This window comes from Streptomyces drozdowiczii, assembly GCF_026167665.1.
Taxonomy (GTDB): domain Bacteria; phylum Actinomycetota; class Actinomycetes; order Streptomycetales; family Streptomycetaceae; genus Streptomyces; species Streptomyces drozdowiczii_A.
The window spans coordinates 5,846,475-5,863,459 of the sequence record NZ_CP098740.1 but is presented as its reverse complement, the minus strand read 5'-3'; the positions used below and the strand labels follow the sequence as shown (position 1 = coordinate 5,863,459).

The following is a 16,985-nucleotide window of genomic DNA, read 5'->3' as shown; positions in this document are numbered from 1 at the left end:
GCCCCCGGAAGCCCGCTGCCACAAGGCCCCCGACCGTGTCGCGGGGGCGCTCCCGGCCCCGGCGTGTCACCTGGAATTCATCCGAGGCGCGCCGCGACGAGGTCCCACACCGTGTCGGCCAGGGCCTCCTTGGGCCCGTACGGGACGGGGGTCTCGGTGCCGTCGGCTCCGAGCACCACGGCCTCGTTCTCCTCGGAGCCGAAGGTCTTGCGCTCCCCGACCTCGTTGACCACGAGCAGGTCGCAGCCCTTGCGGCGCAGCTTCTGGCGGCCGTTGGCCAGGACGTCGTCGGTCTCGGCGGCGAATCCGACGACGATCTGCCCGGGCGTGGCGCGCTCGGCGGAGACCTCGGCCAGGATGTCCGGGTTGCGGACGAGCGCGATCGGGGCGGGCTCCTGGCCGTCCTTCTTCTTGATCTTGCCGGTGGCGTACTCGGCGGGCCGGAAGTCGGCGACGGCGGCGGCCATGACCACGACGTCGGCGTCCCGGGCCGCCTTCAGCACGGCCTCGCGCAGCTGCGTCGCGGTGCCGGCGCGGACGACGTCGGCGCCGGACGGGTCGGGCAGCCCGGTGTTGGCCTCGACCAGGGTGACCCGGGCGCCGCGCGCGACGGCGGTGCGGGCGAGGGCGTAGCCCTGCTTGCCGGAGGAGCGGTTGCCGAGGTAGCGGACCGGATCGAGGGGTTCCCTCGTACCGCCGGCGCTGATCACCACGTGCCGGCCCGCGAGGTCGGGGGCGGCCGTGCCCCGGGCGAGGACCCGGCGGCAGACCTCGTAGATCTCGCCCGGGTCGGGGAGCCGGCCCTTGCCGGTGTCGACGCCGGTGAGGCGGCCGACGGCGGGCTCGATGACGACGGCGCCCCGGCGGCGCAGCGTCGCGACGTTCTCCTGGGTGGCCGGGTGCTCCCACATCTCGGTGTGCATGGCCGGGGCGAAGACGACCGGACAGCGGGCGGTGAGCAGGGTGTTGGTGAGCAGGTCGTCGGCGAGGCCGTGGGCGGCCTTGGCGAGCATGTCGGCGGTGGCGGGGGCGACGACGACGAGGTCGGCGTGCTGCCCGATCCGGACGTGCGGGACCTCGTGGACGTCGTTCCAGACCTCGGTGGAGACGGGGTGGCCGGAGAGCGCCGACCAGGTGGCGGCGCCGACGAAGTGGAGGGCGGACGCGGTGGGGACGACCCGTACGTCGTGGCCGGACTCGGTCAGCCGGCGCAGCAGCTCGCACGCCTTGTACGCGGCGATGCCGCCGCTGACCCCCAGAACGACCTTCGGCTTGTCCACTGCGTCTCCCCGCACTCGGTTGCGTACGCCTCCATGCTGCCTCACGGGTACCCGCCCCGGACGGTCGCCCCGGACACACCTCGGGCCCGGCGGATGATCCGCCGGGCCCGAGGTGAAACGGTGCGTCGTCGCTGCTTACTGCGCGGGGCCCTCGATGGCCTCGGACGTGAGCAGGCCCGCGTTGATCTCGCGGAGCGCGATCGAGAGCGGCTTCTCGTGGACGTGGGTGTCGACGAGCGGACCGACGTACTCGAGGAGGCCCTCACCGAGCTGCGAGTAGTACGCGTTGATCTGGCGCGCGCGCTTGGCGGCGTAGATCACGAGGCTGTACTTCGAGTCGGTTGCTTCGAGGAGCTCATCAATCGGCGGGTTGATGATGCCCTCGGGCGTGGTGATGGAAGAGGACACGCTCTGCCTTCCGAAGGGGATGAAGATCAAAGAATTCTTTGACAGTCAGGGGCCTTGGTGCCGGGCCCCCGCTGCCGGTGTTTCACTCGCCGGCAGCGCGGTGGCCGGAAGCCTCCAGCATCAAGGCTAGCAGCTCACGCGCCACGTCCTCGACGGAGGTGTTGACGAGCGTCGTATCGAACTCCGCCTCGGCCGCCAGTTCCACCTTGGCGGCGCCGAGCCGGCGCTCGATCACCTCGGGCGCCTCGGTCCCCGGCCGGTGAGCCGGCGGACCAGCTCCTCCCAGCTCGGCGGGGCGAGGAAGACCAGCTGGGCGTCGGCCATGGACTGGCGGACCAGCCGGGCGCCCTGGAGGTCGATCTCCAGGAGCACCGGCTCCCCCGCCTCCAGCCGCTCCTGCACGGCGCGGCGCGGCGTGCCGTAGCGGTTGCCGGCGAACTCGGCCCACTCCAGCAGCTCACCGTTGGCGATCAGCTTGTCGAACTCCTCGTCGTCCACGAAGAAGTAGTGGACGCCGTTGCGTTCGCCGGGGCGGGGCTTGCGGGTCGTCGCCGACACCGAGAGCCACACCTCGGGGTGGACCTTGCGCATATGCGCGACGACCGTGCTCTTGCCGACCCCCGAGGGGCCGGAGAGCACGGTCAGCCGCGGACGTACGTCCGGGGTACGGGGGACGTCCCCCGGGATGTTGCAGCCATGGAGCGATTATCCAGGTTCTCAGGGGTGCCTGAGAACTCAGGCGGCGGTGCCGCCGAACTCGCGCTCCAGGGATGCGATCTGGTTGGAGCCAAGACCGCGCACACGACGGCTCTCGGAGATGCCGAGCCGCTCCATGATCTGCTTGGCACGGACCTTGCCCACACCGGGCAGGGACTCCAGCAGGGCGGAGACCTTCATCTTGCCGATGACGTCGTTCTCCTGGCCCGACTTGATGACCTCGTGGAGGGAGGCGCCGGAGTGCTTGAGTCGATTCTTGACCTCGGCCCGCTCCCGGCGAGCCGCGGCGGCCTTTTCGAGCGCGGCTGCGCGCTGTTCAGGGGTAAGGGGCGGAAGAGCCACGCCTACGTCACCTCGGATGTCGATCTGTCGGATACGGACCGGTGAGGCGGCGGGATCGCCCCTCACCTGCTGAGCCGCGAACACCCCGTGCGCGTCGGCTCTCGACGGAGACTAGCGGCCAAGGCCGCCGGAGTCAGCGAGAACAGACGAAAAGTCCTGGTCAGCCTCTGCCGACCAGGACTTTTCAGGCATAACCACCGAGTTTTTTCGTCAGGGTTCCGTCAACACACGGTAGACATGTCGGCGTCAGCGGGCCGCGACGGCCGCGCGGACCTCGTCCGCGAACCGTTCCGCGGCCCCGCGCAGCCCCGCCACGTCCGGACCGCGGCGCAGCACGCCCCGGCTCACGCTGGGCACCACATTGCCGACCGCGTCGCCGAAGACGCCCGGCAGATCCGCCGGGGTCGCCCCCTGCGCGCCGATGCCCGGGGCGAGCAGCGGTCCGTTGATCGCGAGGTCCACGCCCGCGTCGCCCAGCGTGGCGCCGACGACCGCGCCGACCGAGCCGAGCGGTTCGGCGCCCGCGTTCTCGGCGGCCATGTGGTCGAGCATCAGCTGGGCCAGCGGACGGCCGTCGGCGGCCGTGGCGCGCTGCACCTCGGCGCCCTCCGGGTTGGAGGTCAGCGCGAGGACGAAGACGCCGGCGCCGGAGACCGCCGCCGCGTCGAGCGCGGGCCGCAGCGAGCCGAAGCCGAGGTACGGCGAGACGGTGACCGCGTCCGAGAACAGCGGCGAGTCCTTGTCCAGGTAGGTCGCCGCGTAGGCGCCCATGGTCGAGCCGATGTCGCCGCGCTTGGCGTCCATCAGGACCAGGGCGCCGGCCGCGCGGGCCTCCTCGACGGCCTTCTCCAGGACGGCGATGCCGCGCGAGCCGAACCGCTCGAAGAACGCGGACTGCGGCTTGAGCACGGCGACCCGGTCGGCCAGCGCCTCGACGACCGTACGGGTGAAGCGCTCCAGGCCCGCGATGTCGTCGCTGAGGCCCCAGGCGGTGAGCAGCGAGGCGTGCGGGTCGATGCCGACGCAGAGCGGGCCTCGGGTGTCCATGGCGTGGCGCAGCCGGGCGCCGAAGGGTTCCAGGGTCATTTCGCTGCCTTCCGGGATTCCGCGCCGACGGCGTCGGCGAGCGTGGCGTACGGGGAGGCGGCCAGGCGCGCGGCCAGGCCCTTGTGGATCGCGCGGGCGTAGAACGGGCCCTCGTAGATGAAGGCGCTGTAGCCCTGGACGAGGGTGGCGCCCGCCAGGATGCGCTGCCAGGCGTCCTCGGCGTTCTCGACGCCGCCGACGCCCACCAGGGTGACCCGGTCCCCCACGCGCCGGTACAGGCGGCTCAGGACCTCCAGGGAGCGTTCCTTGAGGGGGCGCCGGACAGGCCGCCGGTCTCCTTCACCAGGGCCGCCGGGGACTTCAGGCCCAGGCCCTCGCGGGCGATGGTGGTGTTGGTGGCGATGATGCCGTCCAGGCCCAGCTCGACGGCCAGGTCGGCGACCGCGTCGACGTCCTCGTCCGCGAGGTCCGGGGCGATCTTGACGAGCAGCGGGACGCGGCGGTGGGTGACGGTGCGGTCGGCGGCCTCGCGCACGGCGGTGAGCAGCGGGCGCAGCGACTCGGTGGCCTGGAGGTTGCGCAGGCCGGGGGTGTTGGGCGAGGAGACGTTGACGACGAGGTAGTCGGCGTGGGCGGCCAGGCGCTCGGTGGACTTCACGTAGTCGGCGGCGGCGTCGGCCTCGGGGACGACCTTGGTCTTGCCGATGTTGACGCCGACGGTGGTGCGGAAGACCGGGTTGCGGGCGGCGAGGCGGGCGGCGACGGCGGCCGAGCCCTCGTTGTTGAAGCCCATGCGGTTGATCAGCGCGCGGTCCGCGACCAGGCGGAACAGCCGCTGCTTCGGGTTGCCGGGCTGCGGTTCGCCGGTGACGGTGCCGATCTCGACGTGGTCGAAGCCGAGCATCGCCATGCCGTCGATCGCGACCGCGTTCTTGTCGAAGCCGGCGGCGAGCCCGAAGGGGCCGTGCATCCGCAGGCCCAGGGCCTCGGTGCGCAGCTCCTTGTACCGGGGGGCGAGGGCGGCGGCCAGGAAGGTGCGCAGCACGGGGACGCGGGCGGCGAGGCGGATCCAGCGGAAGGCCAGGTAGTGGGCGCGCTCGGGGTCCATGCGCTTGAAGACCAGCTGGAAGAAGAACTTGTACATCAGGTGTCACGGTCCTCATGAAGAGGGGGACACCGTTTCCGGTGTCCCCCTGTGGGCTGCCTAGTCGCGGGCCGCGGTCAAGTGTTCCGCGTGTTCCTGGAGGGAACGGACGCCGACGTCCCCGCCGTTGAGGGCGTCGATGCCCTGGACGGCCGCGGCGAGCGCCTGGACCGTGGTGAGGCAGGGCACGGAGCGGGCGACGGCCGCGGTGCGGATCTCGTAGCCGTCGAGCCGGCCGCCGGTCCCGTACGGGGTGTTGACGATGAGGTCGACACCGCCCTCGTGGATCAGCTTGACGATGGTGGGCTCGCCGTTCGGGCCCTCGCCCTCGGACTGCTTGCGCACGACCGTGGCGTTGATGCCGTTGCGCTTGAGGACCTCGGCGGTGCCGGAGGTGGCCAGCAGCTCGAAGCCGTGGGCGACCAGCTCGCGGGCCGGGAAGATCATCGAGCGCTTGTCGCGGTTGGCGACCGAGATGAAGGCGCGGCCCTTGGTGGGCAGCGGCCCGTAGGCGCCGGCCTGCGACTTGGCGTACGCGGTGCCGAAGACCGAGTCGATGCCCATGACCTCGCCGGTGGAGCGCATCTCCGGGCCGAGGATGGTGTCGACGCCCCGGCCGTGGATGTCGCGGAACCGCGACCACGGCATGACGGCCTCCTTGACGGAGATCGGCGCGTCCAGCGGCAGCGTGCCGCCGTCGCCGGTCTTCGGCAGCAGGCCCTCCTCGCGCAGCTCGGCGACGGTCGCGCCCAGCGAGATCCGGGCGGCGGCCTTGGCCAGCGGGACCGCGGTCGCCTTCGAGGTGAAGGGCACGGTCCGGGAGGCGCGCGGGTTGGCCTCCAGGACGTAGAGGATGTCGCCGGAGAGCGCGAACTGGATGTTGATCAGGCCGCGGACGCCGACGCCCTTGGCGATGGCCTCCGTGGAGGCGCGCAGCCGCTTGACGTCGTGGCCGCCGAGGGTGATCGGGGGCAGCGCGCAGGCGGAGTCGCCGGAGTGGATGCCGGCCTCCTCGATGTGCTCCATGACGCCGCCGAGGTACAGCTCGGTGCCGTCGTAGAGGGCGTCGACGTCGATCTCGATGGCGTCGTCGAGGAAGCGGTCGACCAGGACCGGCCGGGTGGGGCTGATCTCGGTGGACTCGGCGATGTACGCGGAGAGCCGGGTCTCGTCGTACACGATCTCCATGCCGCGCCCGCCGAGCACGTACGACGGGCGTACGAGGACGGGGTAGCCGATCTCGTCGGCGATCTCCTTGGCCGCGGCGAAGGTGGTGGCGGTGCCGTGCTTGGGGGCGGGCAGGCCGGCCTCGGCCAGGACGCGGCCGAAGGCGCCGCGGTCCTCGGCGGCGTGGATCGCCTCCGGGGAGGTGCCGACGACGGGCACGCCGTTGTCCTTGAGCGCCTGCGACAGGCCCAGCGGGGTCTGGCCGCCGAGCTGGACGACGACGCCCGCGATCGGGCCCGCCAGGGACTCCGCGTGCACGATCTCCAGCACGTCTTCCAGCGTCAGCGGCTCGAAGTACAGGCGGTCGGAGGTGTCGTAGTCGGTGGAGACCGTCTCCGGGTTGCAGTTGACCATCACGGTCTCGTAGCCGGCGTCGCTGAGCGCGAAGGAGGCGTGGACGCAGGAGTAGTCGAACTCGATGCCCTGGCCGATGCGGTTGGGGCCGGAGCCCAGGATGATCACCGCGGGCCGGGTGCGGGGCGCGACCTCGGTCTCCTCGTCGTACGAGGAGTAGAAGTACGGGGTCTTCGCGGCGAACTCGGCGGCGCAGGTGTCGACGGTCTTGTAGACCGGGCGGATGCCGAGCGCGTGGCGGACCTCGCGGACGACGTCCTCGCGCAGGTCGCGGATCTCGGCGATCTGGACGTCCGAGAAGCCGTGCCGCTTGGCCTCGGCCAGCAGCTCGGGGCCGAGCTTGTCGGCGGCGGCCAGCTCGTCGGCGATCTCCTTGATCAGGAAGAGCTGGTCCACGAACCAGGGGTCGATCTTCGTGGCGTCGAAGACCTCCTCCTGGGTGGCGCCGGCCCGGATCGCCTGCATGACGGCGTTGATGCGGCCGTCGGTCGGGCGGACCGCCTCGGCCAGCAGCTCGGCCTTGTCGCCGGGGTCGCCGGTGAAGGTGAACTGCGAGCCCTTCTTCTCCAGGGAGCGCAGCGCCTTCTGGAGGGCCTCGGTGAAGTTCCGGCCGATCGCCATGGCCTCGCCCACCGACTTCATGGTGGTGGTGAGGGTGGAGTCGGCGGAGGGGAACTTCTCGAAGGCGAACCGCGGGGCCTTGACGACGACGTAGTCGAGGGTCGGCTCGAAGGAGGCCGGGGTCTTCTCGGTGATGTCGTTCGGGATCTCGTCCAGCGTGTAGCCGACGGCCAGCTTGGCGGCGATCTTGGCGATCGGGAAGCCGGTGGCCTTGGAGGCGAGCGCCGAGGAGCGGGAGACGCGCGGGTTCATCTCGATGACGATGACGCGCCCGTCGGCGGGGTCGATCGCGAACTGGATGTTGCAGCCGCCGGTGTCGACGCCGACCTCGCGGATGATCGCGATGCCGATGTCGCGCAGCCGCTGGTACTCGCGGTCGGTGAGCGTCATCGCCGGGGCGACGGTGATCGAGTCACCGGTGTGGACGCCCATCGGGTCGAAGTTCTCGATGGAGCAGACGACCACGACGTTGTCGTTGCGGTCGCGCATCAGCTCCAGCTCGTACTCCTTCCAGCCGAGGATGGACTCCTCCAGCAGGACCTCGGTGGTCGGGGAGAGCGTGAGGCCCTGACCGGCGATGCGGCGCAGCTCCTCCTCGTCGTGGGCGAAGCCGGAGCCGGCGCCGCCCATCGTGAAGGAGGGGCGGACGACGACGGGGTAGCCGCCGAGCGTGTCGACGCCGGCGAGGACGTCGTCCATGGAGTGGCAGATGACCGAGCGGGCGGACTCGCCGTAGCCGATCTTCTCCTTGACGGCCTCCACGACGCCCTTGAAGAGGTCGCGGTCCTCGCCCTTGTTGATGGCCTCGACGTTGGCGCCGATGAGCTCGACGCCGTACTTCTCCAGCACACCGTTCTCGTGCATGGAGATCGCGGTGTTCAGCGCGGTCTGGCCGCCCAGGGTGGGCAGCAGCGCGTCGGGGCGCTCCTTGGCGATGATCTTCTCGACGAACTCGGGGGTGATCGGCTCGACGTAGGTGGCGTCGGCGATCTCCGGGTCGGTCATGATCGTCGCCGGGTTGGAGTTCACCAGGATGACGCGCAGGCCCTCGGCCTTGAGCACGCGGCACGCCTGGGTGCCGGAGTAGTCGAACTCGGCGGCCTGCCCGATGACGATCGGGCCGGAGCCGATGACCAGGACGGACTGGATATCGGAGCGCTTAGGCACGCTGGCCCTCCATCAGGGAAACGAAGCGGTCGAAGAGGTACGCGGCGTCGTGCGGGCCGGCGGCCGCCTCGGGGTGGTACTGGACGCTGAAGGCCGGCCGGTCGAGCAGCTGAAGGCCCTCGACCACCTGGTCGTTCAGGCAGACGTGGGAGACCTCGGCGCGCCCGTAGGCGGTGTCGGAGACCTTGTCGAGGGGGGCGTCGACGGCGAAGCCGTGGTTGTGCGCGGTGACCTCGACCTTGCCGGTCGAGCGGTCCTGCACGGGCTGGTTGATGCCGCGGTGGCCGTACTTCAGCTTGTACGTGCCGAAGCCGAGCGCGCGGCCCAGGATCTGGTTGCCGAAGCAGATGCCGAAGAGCGGGGTCTTCCGCTCCAGGACGCCCTGCATCAGCGCGACGGGGTGGTCGGCGGTGGACGGGTCGCCGGGGCCGTTGGAGAAGAAGACGCCGTCGGGGGCGACCGCGTAGATCTCCTCCAGGGTGGCGGTGGCGGGCAGGACGTGGACCTCGATGCCGCGCTCGGCCATCCGGTGCGGGGTCATGCCCTTGATGCCGAGGTCGACCGCGGCGACCGTGAACTTCCTGGTGCCGATCGCGGGGACGACGTACGCCTCCTTGGTGGCGACCTCCGCGGACAGGTCGGCGCCCTTCATCTCGGGGGCCTCCTGGACGCGGGCCAGCATCGCGGCCTCGTCGGTGACCGCGTCGCCGGAGAAGATGCCGACGCGCATGGCGCCGCGCTCGCGCAGGTGGCGGGTGAGGGCGCGGGTGTCGACGCCGCTGATGCCGACGACGCCCTGGGTGGCCAGCTCCTCGTCGAGGGTGCGGCGGGAGCGCCAGTTGGAGGGGGTGCGGGCGGGGTCGCGGACGACGTAGCCGGAGACCCAGATCCGCTTCGACTCGGGGTCCTCGTCGTTGACGCCGGTGTTGCCGACGTGCGGGGCGGTCATCACGACGACCTGGCGGTGGTACGAGGGGTCGGTCAGCGTCTCCTGGTAGCCGGTCATGCCGGTGGAGAAGACCGCCTCGCCGAAGGTCTCCCCCACAGCCCCGTAGGCGCGGCCGCGGAAGGTGCGGCCGTCCTCCAGGACGAGTACGGCGGGAGCCTGGGCTCCCCGGGTGGAGGTCGTCATCGTGAGATGCCTTCCGTAGTGCTGGTGAGGTGGTTGACGGCGTCGACCCAGGCGGGGTGTTCGGCCGAGTGGTCGGAGCGGAATCCGGAGTCGATCAGCCGGTCGCCGAGCGCCCAGGTGATGACGAGGAGTCCGCCCTCGGGCAGGACCTTGCCCGCCAGTGCCTTTTCGGTGCGGGCGCCGCGCAGGTCGGCGGCCGGGACGAAGAAGTCCGCGGCGCCGGGTCGTACGACGTCCAGGCCCTCGGCGGTGAGGGTCAGCTCGACGCGGCTGCGGGTGCCGAGGCCGTGGGCGACGATCCGGTCGAGCCACTGCCCGGCCGTGGTCGACGCGTGGTAGCGGCCGGAGAGGGTGAGCAGCTTCTCGCAGTCCGCGAAGCCCTCCGGCGCGGTGGCCGGGGCGGGCAGGTCGGACTGGAGGTTTCCGCGCCACTTCCAGCCCTGGCGCATCAGCCAGTAGACGAACGCGACGAGGACGAGGAGTCCGATCACCCAGCTGATCCGGGCGGACCAGTCGGTCACTTCCGCCGACTTCTGCTCGGCGGCGAGTTGGTACAGGGTCTGTGTTGTCACGCGAGCTTCCCGTCGACGACCGTGGCACGGCCCCGCAGGAAGGTGTGGGTCACTCGGCCCGGCAGCTCGCGCCCCTCGTACGGGGTGTTGCGGCTGCGGGAGGCGAAGCCCGCGGGGTCCACCTCTCCACGGTATGCCGGATCGACCAGCGTGAGGTTGGCAGGCTCACCGGCCGAGACGGGGCGGCCGTGTCCTTCGAGCCGTCCGATGGCCGCGGGGCGCGCCGACATGCGGTCGGCGACGCCGGCCCAGTCGAGCAGCCCGGTCTCGACCATCGTCTGCTGGACGACGGAGAGCGCGGTCTCCAGGCCCACCATGCCCATGGCGGCCGCGGCCCACTCGCAGTCCTTGTCCTCGTGCGGGTGCGGGGCGTGGTCGGTGGCGACGCAGTCGATGGTGCCGTCGGCGAGCGCCTCGCGCAGGGCCATGACGTCGGCCTCGGTGCGCAGCGGCGGGTTCACCTTGTAGACCGGGTTGTAGGACCGGACCAGCTCGTCGGTGAGGAGCAGGTGGTGCGGGGTGACCTCGGCGGTGACGTTCCAGCCCTTGGACTTGGCCCAGCGCACGATCTCCACGGAGCCCGCGGTCGACAGGTGGCAGATGTGGACCCGGGAGCCGACGTGCGCGGCGAGCAGGACGTCGCGGGCGATGATCGACTCCTCGGCGACGGCGGGCCAGCCGCCGAGGCCCAGCTCGGCCGAGACGACGCCCTCGTTCATCTGGGCGCCCTCGGTGAGGCGGGGCTCCTGGGCGTGCTGGGCGACGACGCCGTCGAACGCCTTCACGTACTCCAGGGCGCGGCGCATGATGACCGCGTCGTCCACGCACTTGCCGTCGTCGGAGAAGACCTTCACGCCGGCGGCGGAGTCGTGCATGGCGCCGAGTTCGGCGAGCTGCTTGCCCTCCAGGCCGACGGTGACGGCGCCGACGGGCTGCACGTCGCAGTAGCCGGACTCCTTGCCGAGGCGCCAGACCTGCTCGACCACACCGGCGGTGTCGGCGACGGGGAAGGTGTTGGCCATGGCGTGGACGGCGGTGAAGCCGCCGGCCGCGGCGGCCCTGGTGCCGGTGAGGACGGTCTCGGAGTCCTCGCGGCCGGGCTCGCGCAGGTGGGTGTGGAGGTCGACCAGGCCGGGCAGCAGGACCTGTCCGGCCGCCTCGATCACGGTGGCGTCGCCGGCGTCGAGGCCGGTGCCGACGGCGGCGATGGTCTCGCCGTCGATGAGGACGTCCTGCGCGTCGCCGCCGAGTACCTTCGCACCGCGGATAAGGATCTTGCTCATGGTTACTTGTTCTCCTCGGTACGGGCGGCGGTGGGGGCGGAAGAGGGGGCTGCGGACTCGTAGCCGCCGAGCAGCAGGTAGAGCACGGCCATGCGGATGGAGACGCCGTTGGCGACCTGCTCCACGACCGTGCAGCGGTCGGAGTCGGCGACCTCGGCGGTGATCTCCATGCCGCGGACCATGGGTCCGGGGTGCATGACGACGGCGTGCTCGGGCATCTTGGCCATCCGCTCGCCGTCCAGGCCGTAGCGGCGCGAGTACTCGCGCTCGGTCGGGAAGTAGGCGGCGTTCATCCGCTCGCGCTGCACACGGAGCATCATCACGGCGTCGGACTGGGGCAGCACCTCGTCCAGGCCGTAGCTGACGTCGCAGGGCCACTGCTCGACGCCGACCGGGACCAGGGTGGGCGGGGCGACGAGGGTGACGTGGGCGCCGAGCGTGTTCAGCAGGTGCACGTTGGAGCGGGCGACCCGGCTGTGCAGGATGTCGCCGACGATGGTGATCCGGCGGCCGTCGAGGTCCTTGCCGAGCCCGGCGTCGGCCCCGACGAGCCTGCGGCGCATCGTGAAGGCGTCCAGCAGGGCCTGGGTGGGGTGCTCGTGGGTGCCGTCGCCGGCGTTGACGACGGCGCCGTCGATCCAGCCGGAGGTGGCCAGCCGGTACGGGGCTCCGGAGGCGCCGTGCCGGATGACGACGGCGTCGGCGCCCATCGCCTCCAGGGTCAGGGCGGTGTCCTTGAGGGATTCGCCCTTGGAGACGGACGAGCCCTTCGCGGAGAAGTTGATGACGTCGGCGGACAGCCGCTTGGCGGCCGCCTCGAAGGAGATGCGGGTACGGGTCGAGTCCTCGAAGAAGAGGTTGACCACGGTCCGGCCGCGCAGGGTCGGGAGCTTCTTGATCGGCCGGTCCGCGACCCTGGCCATCTCCTCGGCGGTGTCGAGGATCAGGACGGCGTCGTCGCGGGTGAGGTCGGCGGCCGAGATGAGGTGGCGCTTCATCTGGGTGTTCTCCGGGTGGCTGGAGGTTTCAGGCATGCGGGCGCGCGGAAGCCGCCGCACGGCGGGCGGCCGTACGGAGGGGCAGCTAGCGCTCGACCGCGGGGGCGGCCTGCTCGACCCCGAGCAGCACGGCGTCGCGGCCGTCCTCCTCGGCGAGCTGGACCTTGACCGTCTCCCGCAGCGACGTGGGGAGGTTCTTGCCGACGTAGTCGGCGCGGATCGGCAGTTCGCGGTGGCCGCGGTCCACGAGGACCGCGAGCTGCACCGCGCGGGGCCGGCCGAGGTCGCCGAGCGCGTCGAGGGCGGCGCGGATCGTGCGGCCGGAGAACAGGACGTCGTCCACGAGGACGACCAGGCGGCCCTCGATGTCGTCACCGGGGATCTCGGTGCGGGCCAGGGCGCGCGCGGGACGCAGCCTCAGGTCGTCGCGGTACATCGTGGTGTCGAGGGAGCCGACCGGCATCGTGCGGCCGGTGATCTCTTCGAGCTTGGCGGCGAGCCGGCGGGCGAGGAAGACCCGCGGGTCGGGATGCCGAGGAGCACCACGTCGTCGGCGCCCTTGGCGCGTTCGACGATCTCGTGGGCGATGCGGGTCAGGACCCGGGCGATGTCGGGAGCCTCCAGAACGGGGCGTGCCGCATTGCCGGTGGCGTCGTGCTGTGCGTCCATAAGAAACGGACCTCCTTCTCCGCCTCACGGGACGGACCTTAAAGGACGTCGAAATTGCGTCGTCCACGATACCAGGGCCCCTGCCGGAGTTCGCCCGCACCCCCGGGGAAAGCCGGTACGGACCATCTCAGCTTGACGCGACCAAGTAACGCTGCGTAACCTCACAGTGAGTTACCAGCCACGCGGCCCAGCCGCGTACGTTCCAGCGTCCGGGGAGCCTTATGTCCAGCGAATACGCAAAACAGCTCGGGGCCAAGCTCCGTGCCATCCGCACCCAGCAGGGCCTCTCCCTCCACGGCGTGGAGGAGAAGTCCCAGGGCCGCTGGAAGGCCGTCGTGGTCGGCTCGTACGAGCGCGGCGACCGTGCCGTGACCGTGCAGCGCCTTGCCGAGCTGGCGGACTTCTACGGCGTTCCGGTCCAGGAGCTCCTGCCGGGCACGACGCCCGGCGGTGCCGCCGAGCCGCCGCCGAAGCTGGTCCTCCAGCTGGAGCGCCTGGCGCACGTACCGCCGGAGAAGGCCGGTCCCCTCCAGCGTTACGCGGCGACGATCCAGAGCCAGCGCGGCGACTACAACGGCAAGGTGCTGTCGATCCGCCAGGACGACCTGCGCACGCTGGCCGTGATCTACGACCAGTCGCCTTCGGTGCTGACGGAGCAGCTGATCAGCTGGGGCGTGCTCGACGCGGACGCGCGCCGCGCCGTCGCCCACGACGAGGGCTGAGCAGCCCCTCGGAGAAACGTGCCGCCGGGTTCGGCGGGGCCCCGCACGGGTGCCCCGCCGGGCCCGGCTTTTTCTCGTACGCGGTTCGCGCGAACATGCCGAAGGGCCCACGGCGTCAGCCATGGGCCCTTCGTCGGCGGAACGCCGCCGGGTCACTGCTCCCGGCGGAGATTCGGCTTGAGGTCCTTGAAACGGGCCAGCAGGCCGTTCACGAAGGACGGGGAGTCGTCGGTGGAGAACTCCTTGGCGATCTGCACCGCCTCGTCGATGACCACCGCGTCCGGGGTCGCGTCGACCCAGATCAGCTCGTAGGCACCGAGCCGCAGGATGTTCCGGTCGGCGACCGGCATGCGGTCGAGCTCCCAGTCCACGGCGTAGGTGACGATGAGGTCGTCGATGCGGTCCGCGTACTGCGCGTACCCCTCCACGAGCTCCATCGTGTACTCGGTGACCGGCGGCTGGCGGGTGTCGGACCGCGAGTGCCGTACCCAGTCCGCGAGGACCGTCAGCACGGACTCGTCGCGCTGGTCGGCCTCGAAGAGGATCTGGAAGGCGCGCTTGCGCGCCGTGTTGCGAGCAGCCACGACTACTTGTTCACCCGGCTGATGTACTCGCCGGAGCGGGTGTCGACCTTGATCGTCTCACCCGTGGTGATGAAGAGCGGGACGCCGATCTCGTAACCGGTCTCCAGGGTGGCCGGCTTGGTGCCGCCGGTGGAGCGGTCGCCCTGGACGCCCGGGTCCGTGTGCTGGACCTTCAGCTCGACGGCGGCCGGCAGCTCGACGTACAGCACCTCGCCGTCGTGCTGGGCGACGGAGGCGGTGAAGCCCTCGATCAGGAAGTTGGCGGTGTCGCCGACGGCCTTGCGGTCGACCATCAGCTGGTCGTACGTGTCCATGTCCATGAAGACGAAGTAGTCGCCGTCCATGTACGAGAACTGCATGTCGCGCCGGTCGACGGTGGCCGTCTCGACCTTGATGCCTGCGTTGAAGGTCTTGTCCACGACCTTGCCGGAGAGCACGTTCTTGAGCTTGGTGCGCACGAAGGCCGGGCCCTTGCCGGGCTTGACGTGCTGGAACTCGACTACGGACCAGAGCTGGCCCCCGTCGAGCTTGAGCACCATGCCGTTCTTGAGGTCGTTCGTGGAAGCCACGGTTGCGGAATCTCCTGGGCTGAAGCTGGTGGAACGACCGAGGTACGCGCGCTAGAGCGCGAGCAGCTCCTTGGTCGTAATGGTGAGTAGCTCGGGTCCGCCGTCCGCCTCGGGGCGCACGACGAGCGTGTCATCGATCCGGACCCCGCCCCGGCCCGGGAGGTGGACCCCCGGTTCGACGGTGACCGGCACACAAGCGTCCAGTTTACCCATGGCCGCGGGTGCCAGCTGCGGGTCCTCGTCGATTTCGAGCCCCACCCCGTGGCCGGTGTAGGGCGCCAGGCCCTCGCCGTGGCCCGCGGAGTCCAGGAGATGGCGGGCGGCCCGGTCCACGTCGCGGTACTCGGCGCCGGGCAGCAGGGCCTCGCGGCCGGCCCGCTGAGCGGCGAAAACCAGCTCGTACAGCTCGATCTGCCAGTCGGCGGGCGCCGTTCCGATGACGAAGGTCCGGCCGATCTCGCAGCGGTAGCCGCGGTAGTTGGCGCCCAGGCAGACCGAGAGGAAATCTCCTTCCTCGACCCGCCGGTCCGAGGGCCGGTGGCGGCCCCGGCCGGAGTTGGGGCCGGTGGCGACGGAGGTCGCGAAGGCGGGGCCGTCGGCGCCGTGGTCCACGAGCCGGCGTTCCAGTTCCAGGGCCAGGTGCCGTTCGGTGCGGCCGACGAGGATCGATTCGAGGAGTTCGCCCAGGGCCTGGTCGGTGATCTCGGCCGCGATCCGCAGGCAGCCGATCTCCTCCTCGTCCTTGACGATGCGCAACTGCTCGACCGTCGCGCCCAGATCGGCCAGCCGCAGCCTGGGGGCGACCGAGGCCATGGCCCGGTGCCGGGCGACCGTCAGGTCGTGCTCCTCGACGGCCAGCGACTCCGCGCCGGCCGCCGCGGCCAGGTCGGCGGCGGCGACCACGGGGTCCCGCCCGCCACCGGCAGCGCGTCGACCCGTACGTGTTCGTCGGTGCGCCCGTCGGCCGGGTCACCGGTGGGCGGCCGGGGGCAGAGCAGGACGTCCTCGCCGGGGCCGAGCAGCAGCACGGCACCCGGGGGCGCTCCCCCGGCCAGGTAGCGGACGTTGGCGGGGCGGGAGACCAGGGCGGCCGCGGATCCGACTGCGGCGCACCGGTCGCGGAGCAGCCCGCGTCGGACGGCGTACACCTCTGACATGCGTCGAGCGTACGAGCGCGGCGGCGCGCCCGCCCGGCGGGCGCATCCGACCGGGGGCGGGCGGCCCGGCTACCAGGACGGGGGGCTGGCCAGGGAGCGGGCGAGTATGTCGTCCAGGACCCGGGCGGTGGTCTCCACGTCGTACGTCGAGTTGTCGATGATCGGGAGCCCGGAGCCGTACCAGCCGGCCATCCGGCCGTGGATGCGGGCGACCTCCTCGTCGGAGAGGCGGCGGTTGCCGCTGCGCTCCGCGTTGCGCTCCAGGACGATCTCCAGGCCGGGCAGCAGCACGACGGGCAGCAGTCCGGGGCCGACGTGCCGCTTCCAGCCGCCGAGGCCGACGACCGGCCGGTCCGGGAAGACCGCGTCGTCCAGGATGCAGGAGATCCCGTTGGCCAGGAAGTTGCGGGCGGCGAAGCCGCAGGTGCGGCGGGCCAGGCGGTACTGGGCCTCCGACTGGTCGTTCCACCCGGCCTGCGGGTCCGCGAAGCCGGAGCAGACCCACTCCCGGACGTCGTCCAGGCTGACATGGGCGGTGGGCACCCGGCGGCGGGCCGCCCAGAGCCGGGCCACGGTGGTCTTGCCGGCGCCCGCCGGGCCGATGAGGAGCACCGCGAGCGTGGCGTTGCCCGTGCCGGGCTCGGCGGGCGGCGCGGGCAGCGGGACGGGTCTGCCGGGCGGCAGCTGGATGTGCCCGGTGGTCTCGCGGGAGACCGGGGCCGGGGCCTGCTGCGGCGCCGGTCCGCTCCAGCCGTGGCCCTGCGGCGGGCCCGCGGGCGGCGGCGGCCCGGGGTGCCCGGCGGGCGGGCCGGCCGGGGGCTGGTGCGGCGGGCCGGGGTGCTGGGCCTGGGGCGGCCAGCCGACGGGGCCGTTTCCGGGACCCTGGGGCGGAGGCAGCGGGGCCCCCACTGCGTGCTGCATCCGGTGCAACTCCGTCTCGTACAGGCAACTGGCGCTGGTGCAACGGCAACCGTACCTTCCCCGGCCGCCGC

13 protein-coding genes and 4 pseudogenes are annotated in these 16,985 nt (G+C 71.7%); 1 reads left to right on the top strand and 16 read right to left on the bottom strand.

Annotated features, from left to right (window positions below; all coding sequences use genetic code 11):
- Window positions 1–77: 77 nt before the first annotated feature.
- The 12 genes and pseudogenes from coaBC to pyrR form a co-directional block, all read right to left on the bottom strand.
- Window positions 78–1,280: a bifunctional phosphopantothenoylcysteine decarboxylase/phosphopantothenate--cysteine ligase CoaBC gene (coaBC, locus tag NEH16_RS26770; RefSeq protein ID WP_073967767.1), complete on the bottom strand. Its 1,203-nt coding sequence runs from the start codon at window positions 1,278–1,280 to the stop codon at window positions 78–80.
- Between the two features lie 135 nt (window positions 1,281–1,415).
- Window positions 1,416–1,688 carry a DNA-directed RNA polymerase subunit omega gene (gene rpoZ, locus NEH16_RS26765; RefSeq protein WP_003970369.1) on the bottom strand — a complete coding sequence of 91 codons (273 nt, stop codon included), beginning with the start codon at window positions 1,686–1,688 and terminating at the stop codon, window positions 1,416–1,418.
- Window positions 1,689–1,770: 82 nt separating this feature from the next.
- Window positions 1,771–2,279 (bottom strand): annotated as a pseudogene (gmk, locus tag NEH16_RS26760) (guanylate kinase).
- A gap of 144 nt (window positions 2,280–2,423) precedes the next feature.
- On the bottom strand, window positions 2,424–2,747 hold the full coding sequence (locus tag NEH16_RS26755) for an integration host factor (RefSeq protein WP_018103912.1): 324 nt from the start codon (window positions 2,745–2,747) through the stop codon (window positions 2,424–2,426).
- Between the two features lie 246 nt (window positions 2,748–2,993).
- Window positions 2,994–3,833, bottom strand: a complete 840-nt coding sequence (gene pyrF, locus NEH16_RS26750) for an orotidine-5'-phosphate decarboxylase (RefSeq protein WP_265545396.1) — start codon at window positions 3,831–3,833, stop codon at window positions 2,994–2,996.
- Window positions 3,830–4,938: pseudogene (locus tag NEH16_RS26745) on the bottom strand (quinone-dependent dihydroorotate dehydrogenase). Before NEH16_RS26745 ends, pyrF begins: the two are co-directional and overlap by 4 nt.
- Before the next feature lie 60 nt (window positions 4,939–4,998).
- Window positions 4,999–8,307 (bottom strand): carbamoyl-phosphate synthase large subunit, encoded by a 3,309-nt coding sequence (gene carB / locus NEH16_RS26740; RefSeq protein WP_265545393.1) that lies wholly within the window; start codon window positions 8,305–8,307, stop codon window positions 4,999–5,001.
- Window positions 8,300–9,439 carry a glutamine-hydrolyzing carbamoyl-phosphate synthase small subunit gene (gene carA / locus NEH16_RS26735; protein ID WP_265545391.1) on the bottom strand — a complete coding sequence of 380 codons (1,140 nt, stop codon included), beginning with the start codon at window positions 9,437–9,439 and terminating at the stop codon, window positions 8,300–8,302. The genes carB and carA overlap by 8 nt, the downstream gene beginning before the upstream one ends.
- Window positions 9,436–10,011, bottom strand: a complete 576-nt coding sequence (locus NEH16_RS26730) for a hypothetical protein (RefSeq protein ID WP_265545389.1) — start codon at window positions 10,009–10,011, stop codon at window positions 9,436–9,438. The genes carA and NEH16_RS26730 overlap by 4 nt, the downstream gene beginning before the upstream one ends.
- Complete coding sequence (locus tag NEH16_RS26725) at window positions 10,008–11,294, bottom strand: dihydroorotase (RefSeq protein WP_265545388.1); 1,287 nt, start codon at window positions 11,292–11,294, stop codon at window positions 10,008–10,010. Before NEH16_RS26725 ends, NEH16_RS26730 begins: the two co-directional genes overlap by 4 nt.
- A gap of 2 nt (window positions 11,295–11,296) precedes the next feature.
- Window positions 11,297–12,292, bottom strand: coding sequence for an aspartate carbamoyltransferase catalytic subunit (locus NEH16_RS26720; RefSeq protein WP_073967774.1), 996 nt, complete (start codon window positions 12,290–12,292; stop codon window positions 11,297–11,299).
- 85 nt (window positions 12,293–12,377) lie between these two features.
- Window positions 12,378–12,961, bottom strand: a pseudogene (gene pyrR, locus NEH16_RS26715) (bifunctional pyr operon transcriptional regulator/uracil phosphoribosyltransferase PyrR).
- 221 nt (window positions 12,962–13,182) lie between these two features.
- Between pyrR and NEH16_RS26710 the strand changes: the two are divergent.
- Complete coding sequence (locus NEH16_RS26710; RefSeq protein WP_018103903.1) at window positions 13,183–13,683, top strand: transcriptional regulator BldD; 501 nt, start codon at window positions 13,183–13,185, stop codon at window positions 13,681–13,683.
- Window positions 13,684–13,835: 152 nt separating this feature from the next.
- On the opposite strand, the gene nusB is transcribed toward NEH16_RS26710, so the two are convergent.
- From nusB to NEH16_RS26690, 4 genes and pseudogenes are all read right to left on the bottom strand, one after another.
- Window positions 13,836–14,267, bottom strand: coding sequence for a transcription antitermination factor NusB (gene nusB / locus NEH16_RS26705; protein WP_073967776.1), 432 nt, complete (start codon window positions 14,265–14,267; stop codon window positions 13,836–13,838).
- A gap of 2 nt (window positions 14,268–14,269) precedes the next feature.
- Window positions 14,270–14,836: an elongation factor P gene (gene efp / locus NEH16_RS26700; protein WP_073967777.1), complete on the bottom strand. Its 567-nt coding sequence runs from the start codon at window positions 14,834–14,836 to the stop codon at window positions 14,270–14,272.
- A gap of 51 nt (window positions 14,837–14,887) precedes the next feature.
- Window positions 14,888–15,993 (bottom strand): annotated as a pseudogene (locus NEH16_RS26695) (aminopeptidase P family protein).
- Between the two features lie 69 nt (window positions 15,994–16,062).
- Complete coding sequence (locus tag NEH16_RS26690) at window positions 16,063–16,914, bottom strand: Pro-rich N-terminal domain-containing protein (protein WP_265545383.1); 852 nt, start codon at window positions 16,912–16,914, stop codon at window positions 16,063–16,065.
- Between the last annotated feature and the right edge of the window lie 71 nt (window positions 16,915–16,985).

Excerpts from the sequence above, each read along its gene's own strand:
- pyrF (WP_265545396.1), bottom strand. The coding sequence starts at position 3,833 with ATGACCCTGGAACCCTTCGGCGCCCGGCTGCGCCACGCCATGGACACC.
- carA (WP_265545391.1), bottom strand. The coding sequence starts at position 9,439 with ATGACGACCTCCACCCGGGGAGCCCAGGCTCCCGCCGTACTCGTCCTG.
- NEH16_RS26725 (WP_265545388.1), bottom strand. The coding sequence starts at position 11,294 with ATGAGCAAGATCCTTATCCGCGGTGCGAAGGTACTCGGCGGCGACGCG.
- NEH16_RS26720 (WP_073967774.1), bottom strand. The coding sequence starts at position 12,292 with ATGAAGCGCCACCTCATCTCGGCCGCCGACCTCACCCGCGACGACGCC.
- NEH16_RS26710 (WP_018103903.1), top strand. The coding sequence starts at position 13,183 with ATGTCCAGCGAATACGCAAAACAGCTCGGGGCCAAGCTCCGTGCCATC.
- NEH16_RS26690 (WP_265545383.1), bottom strand. The coding sequence starts at position 16,914 with ATGCAGCACGCAGTGGGGGCCCCGCTGCCTCCGCCCCAGGGTCCCGGA.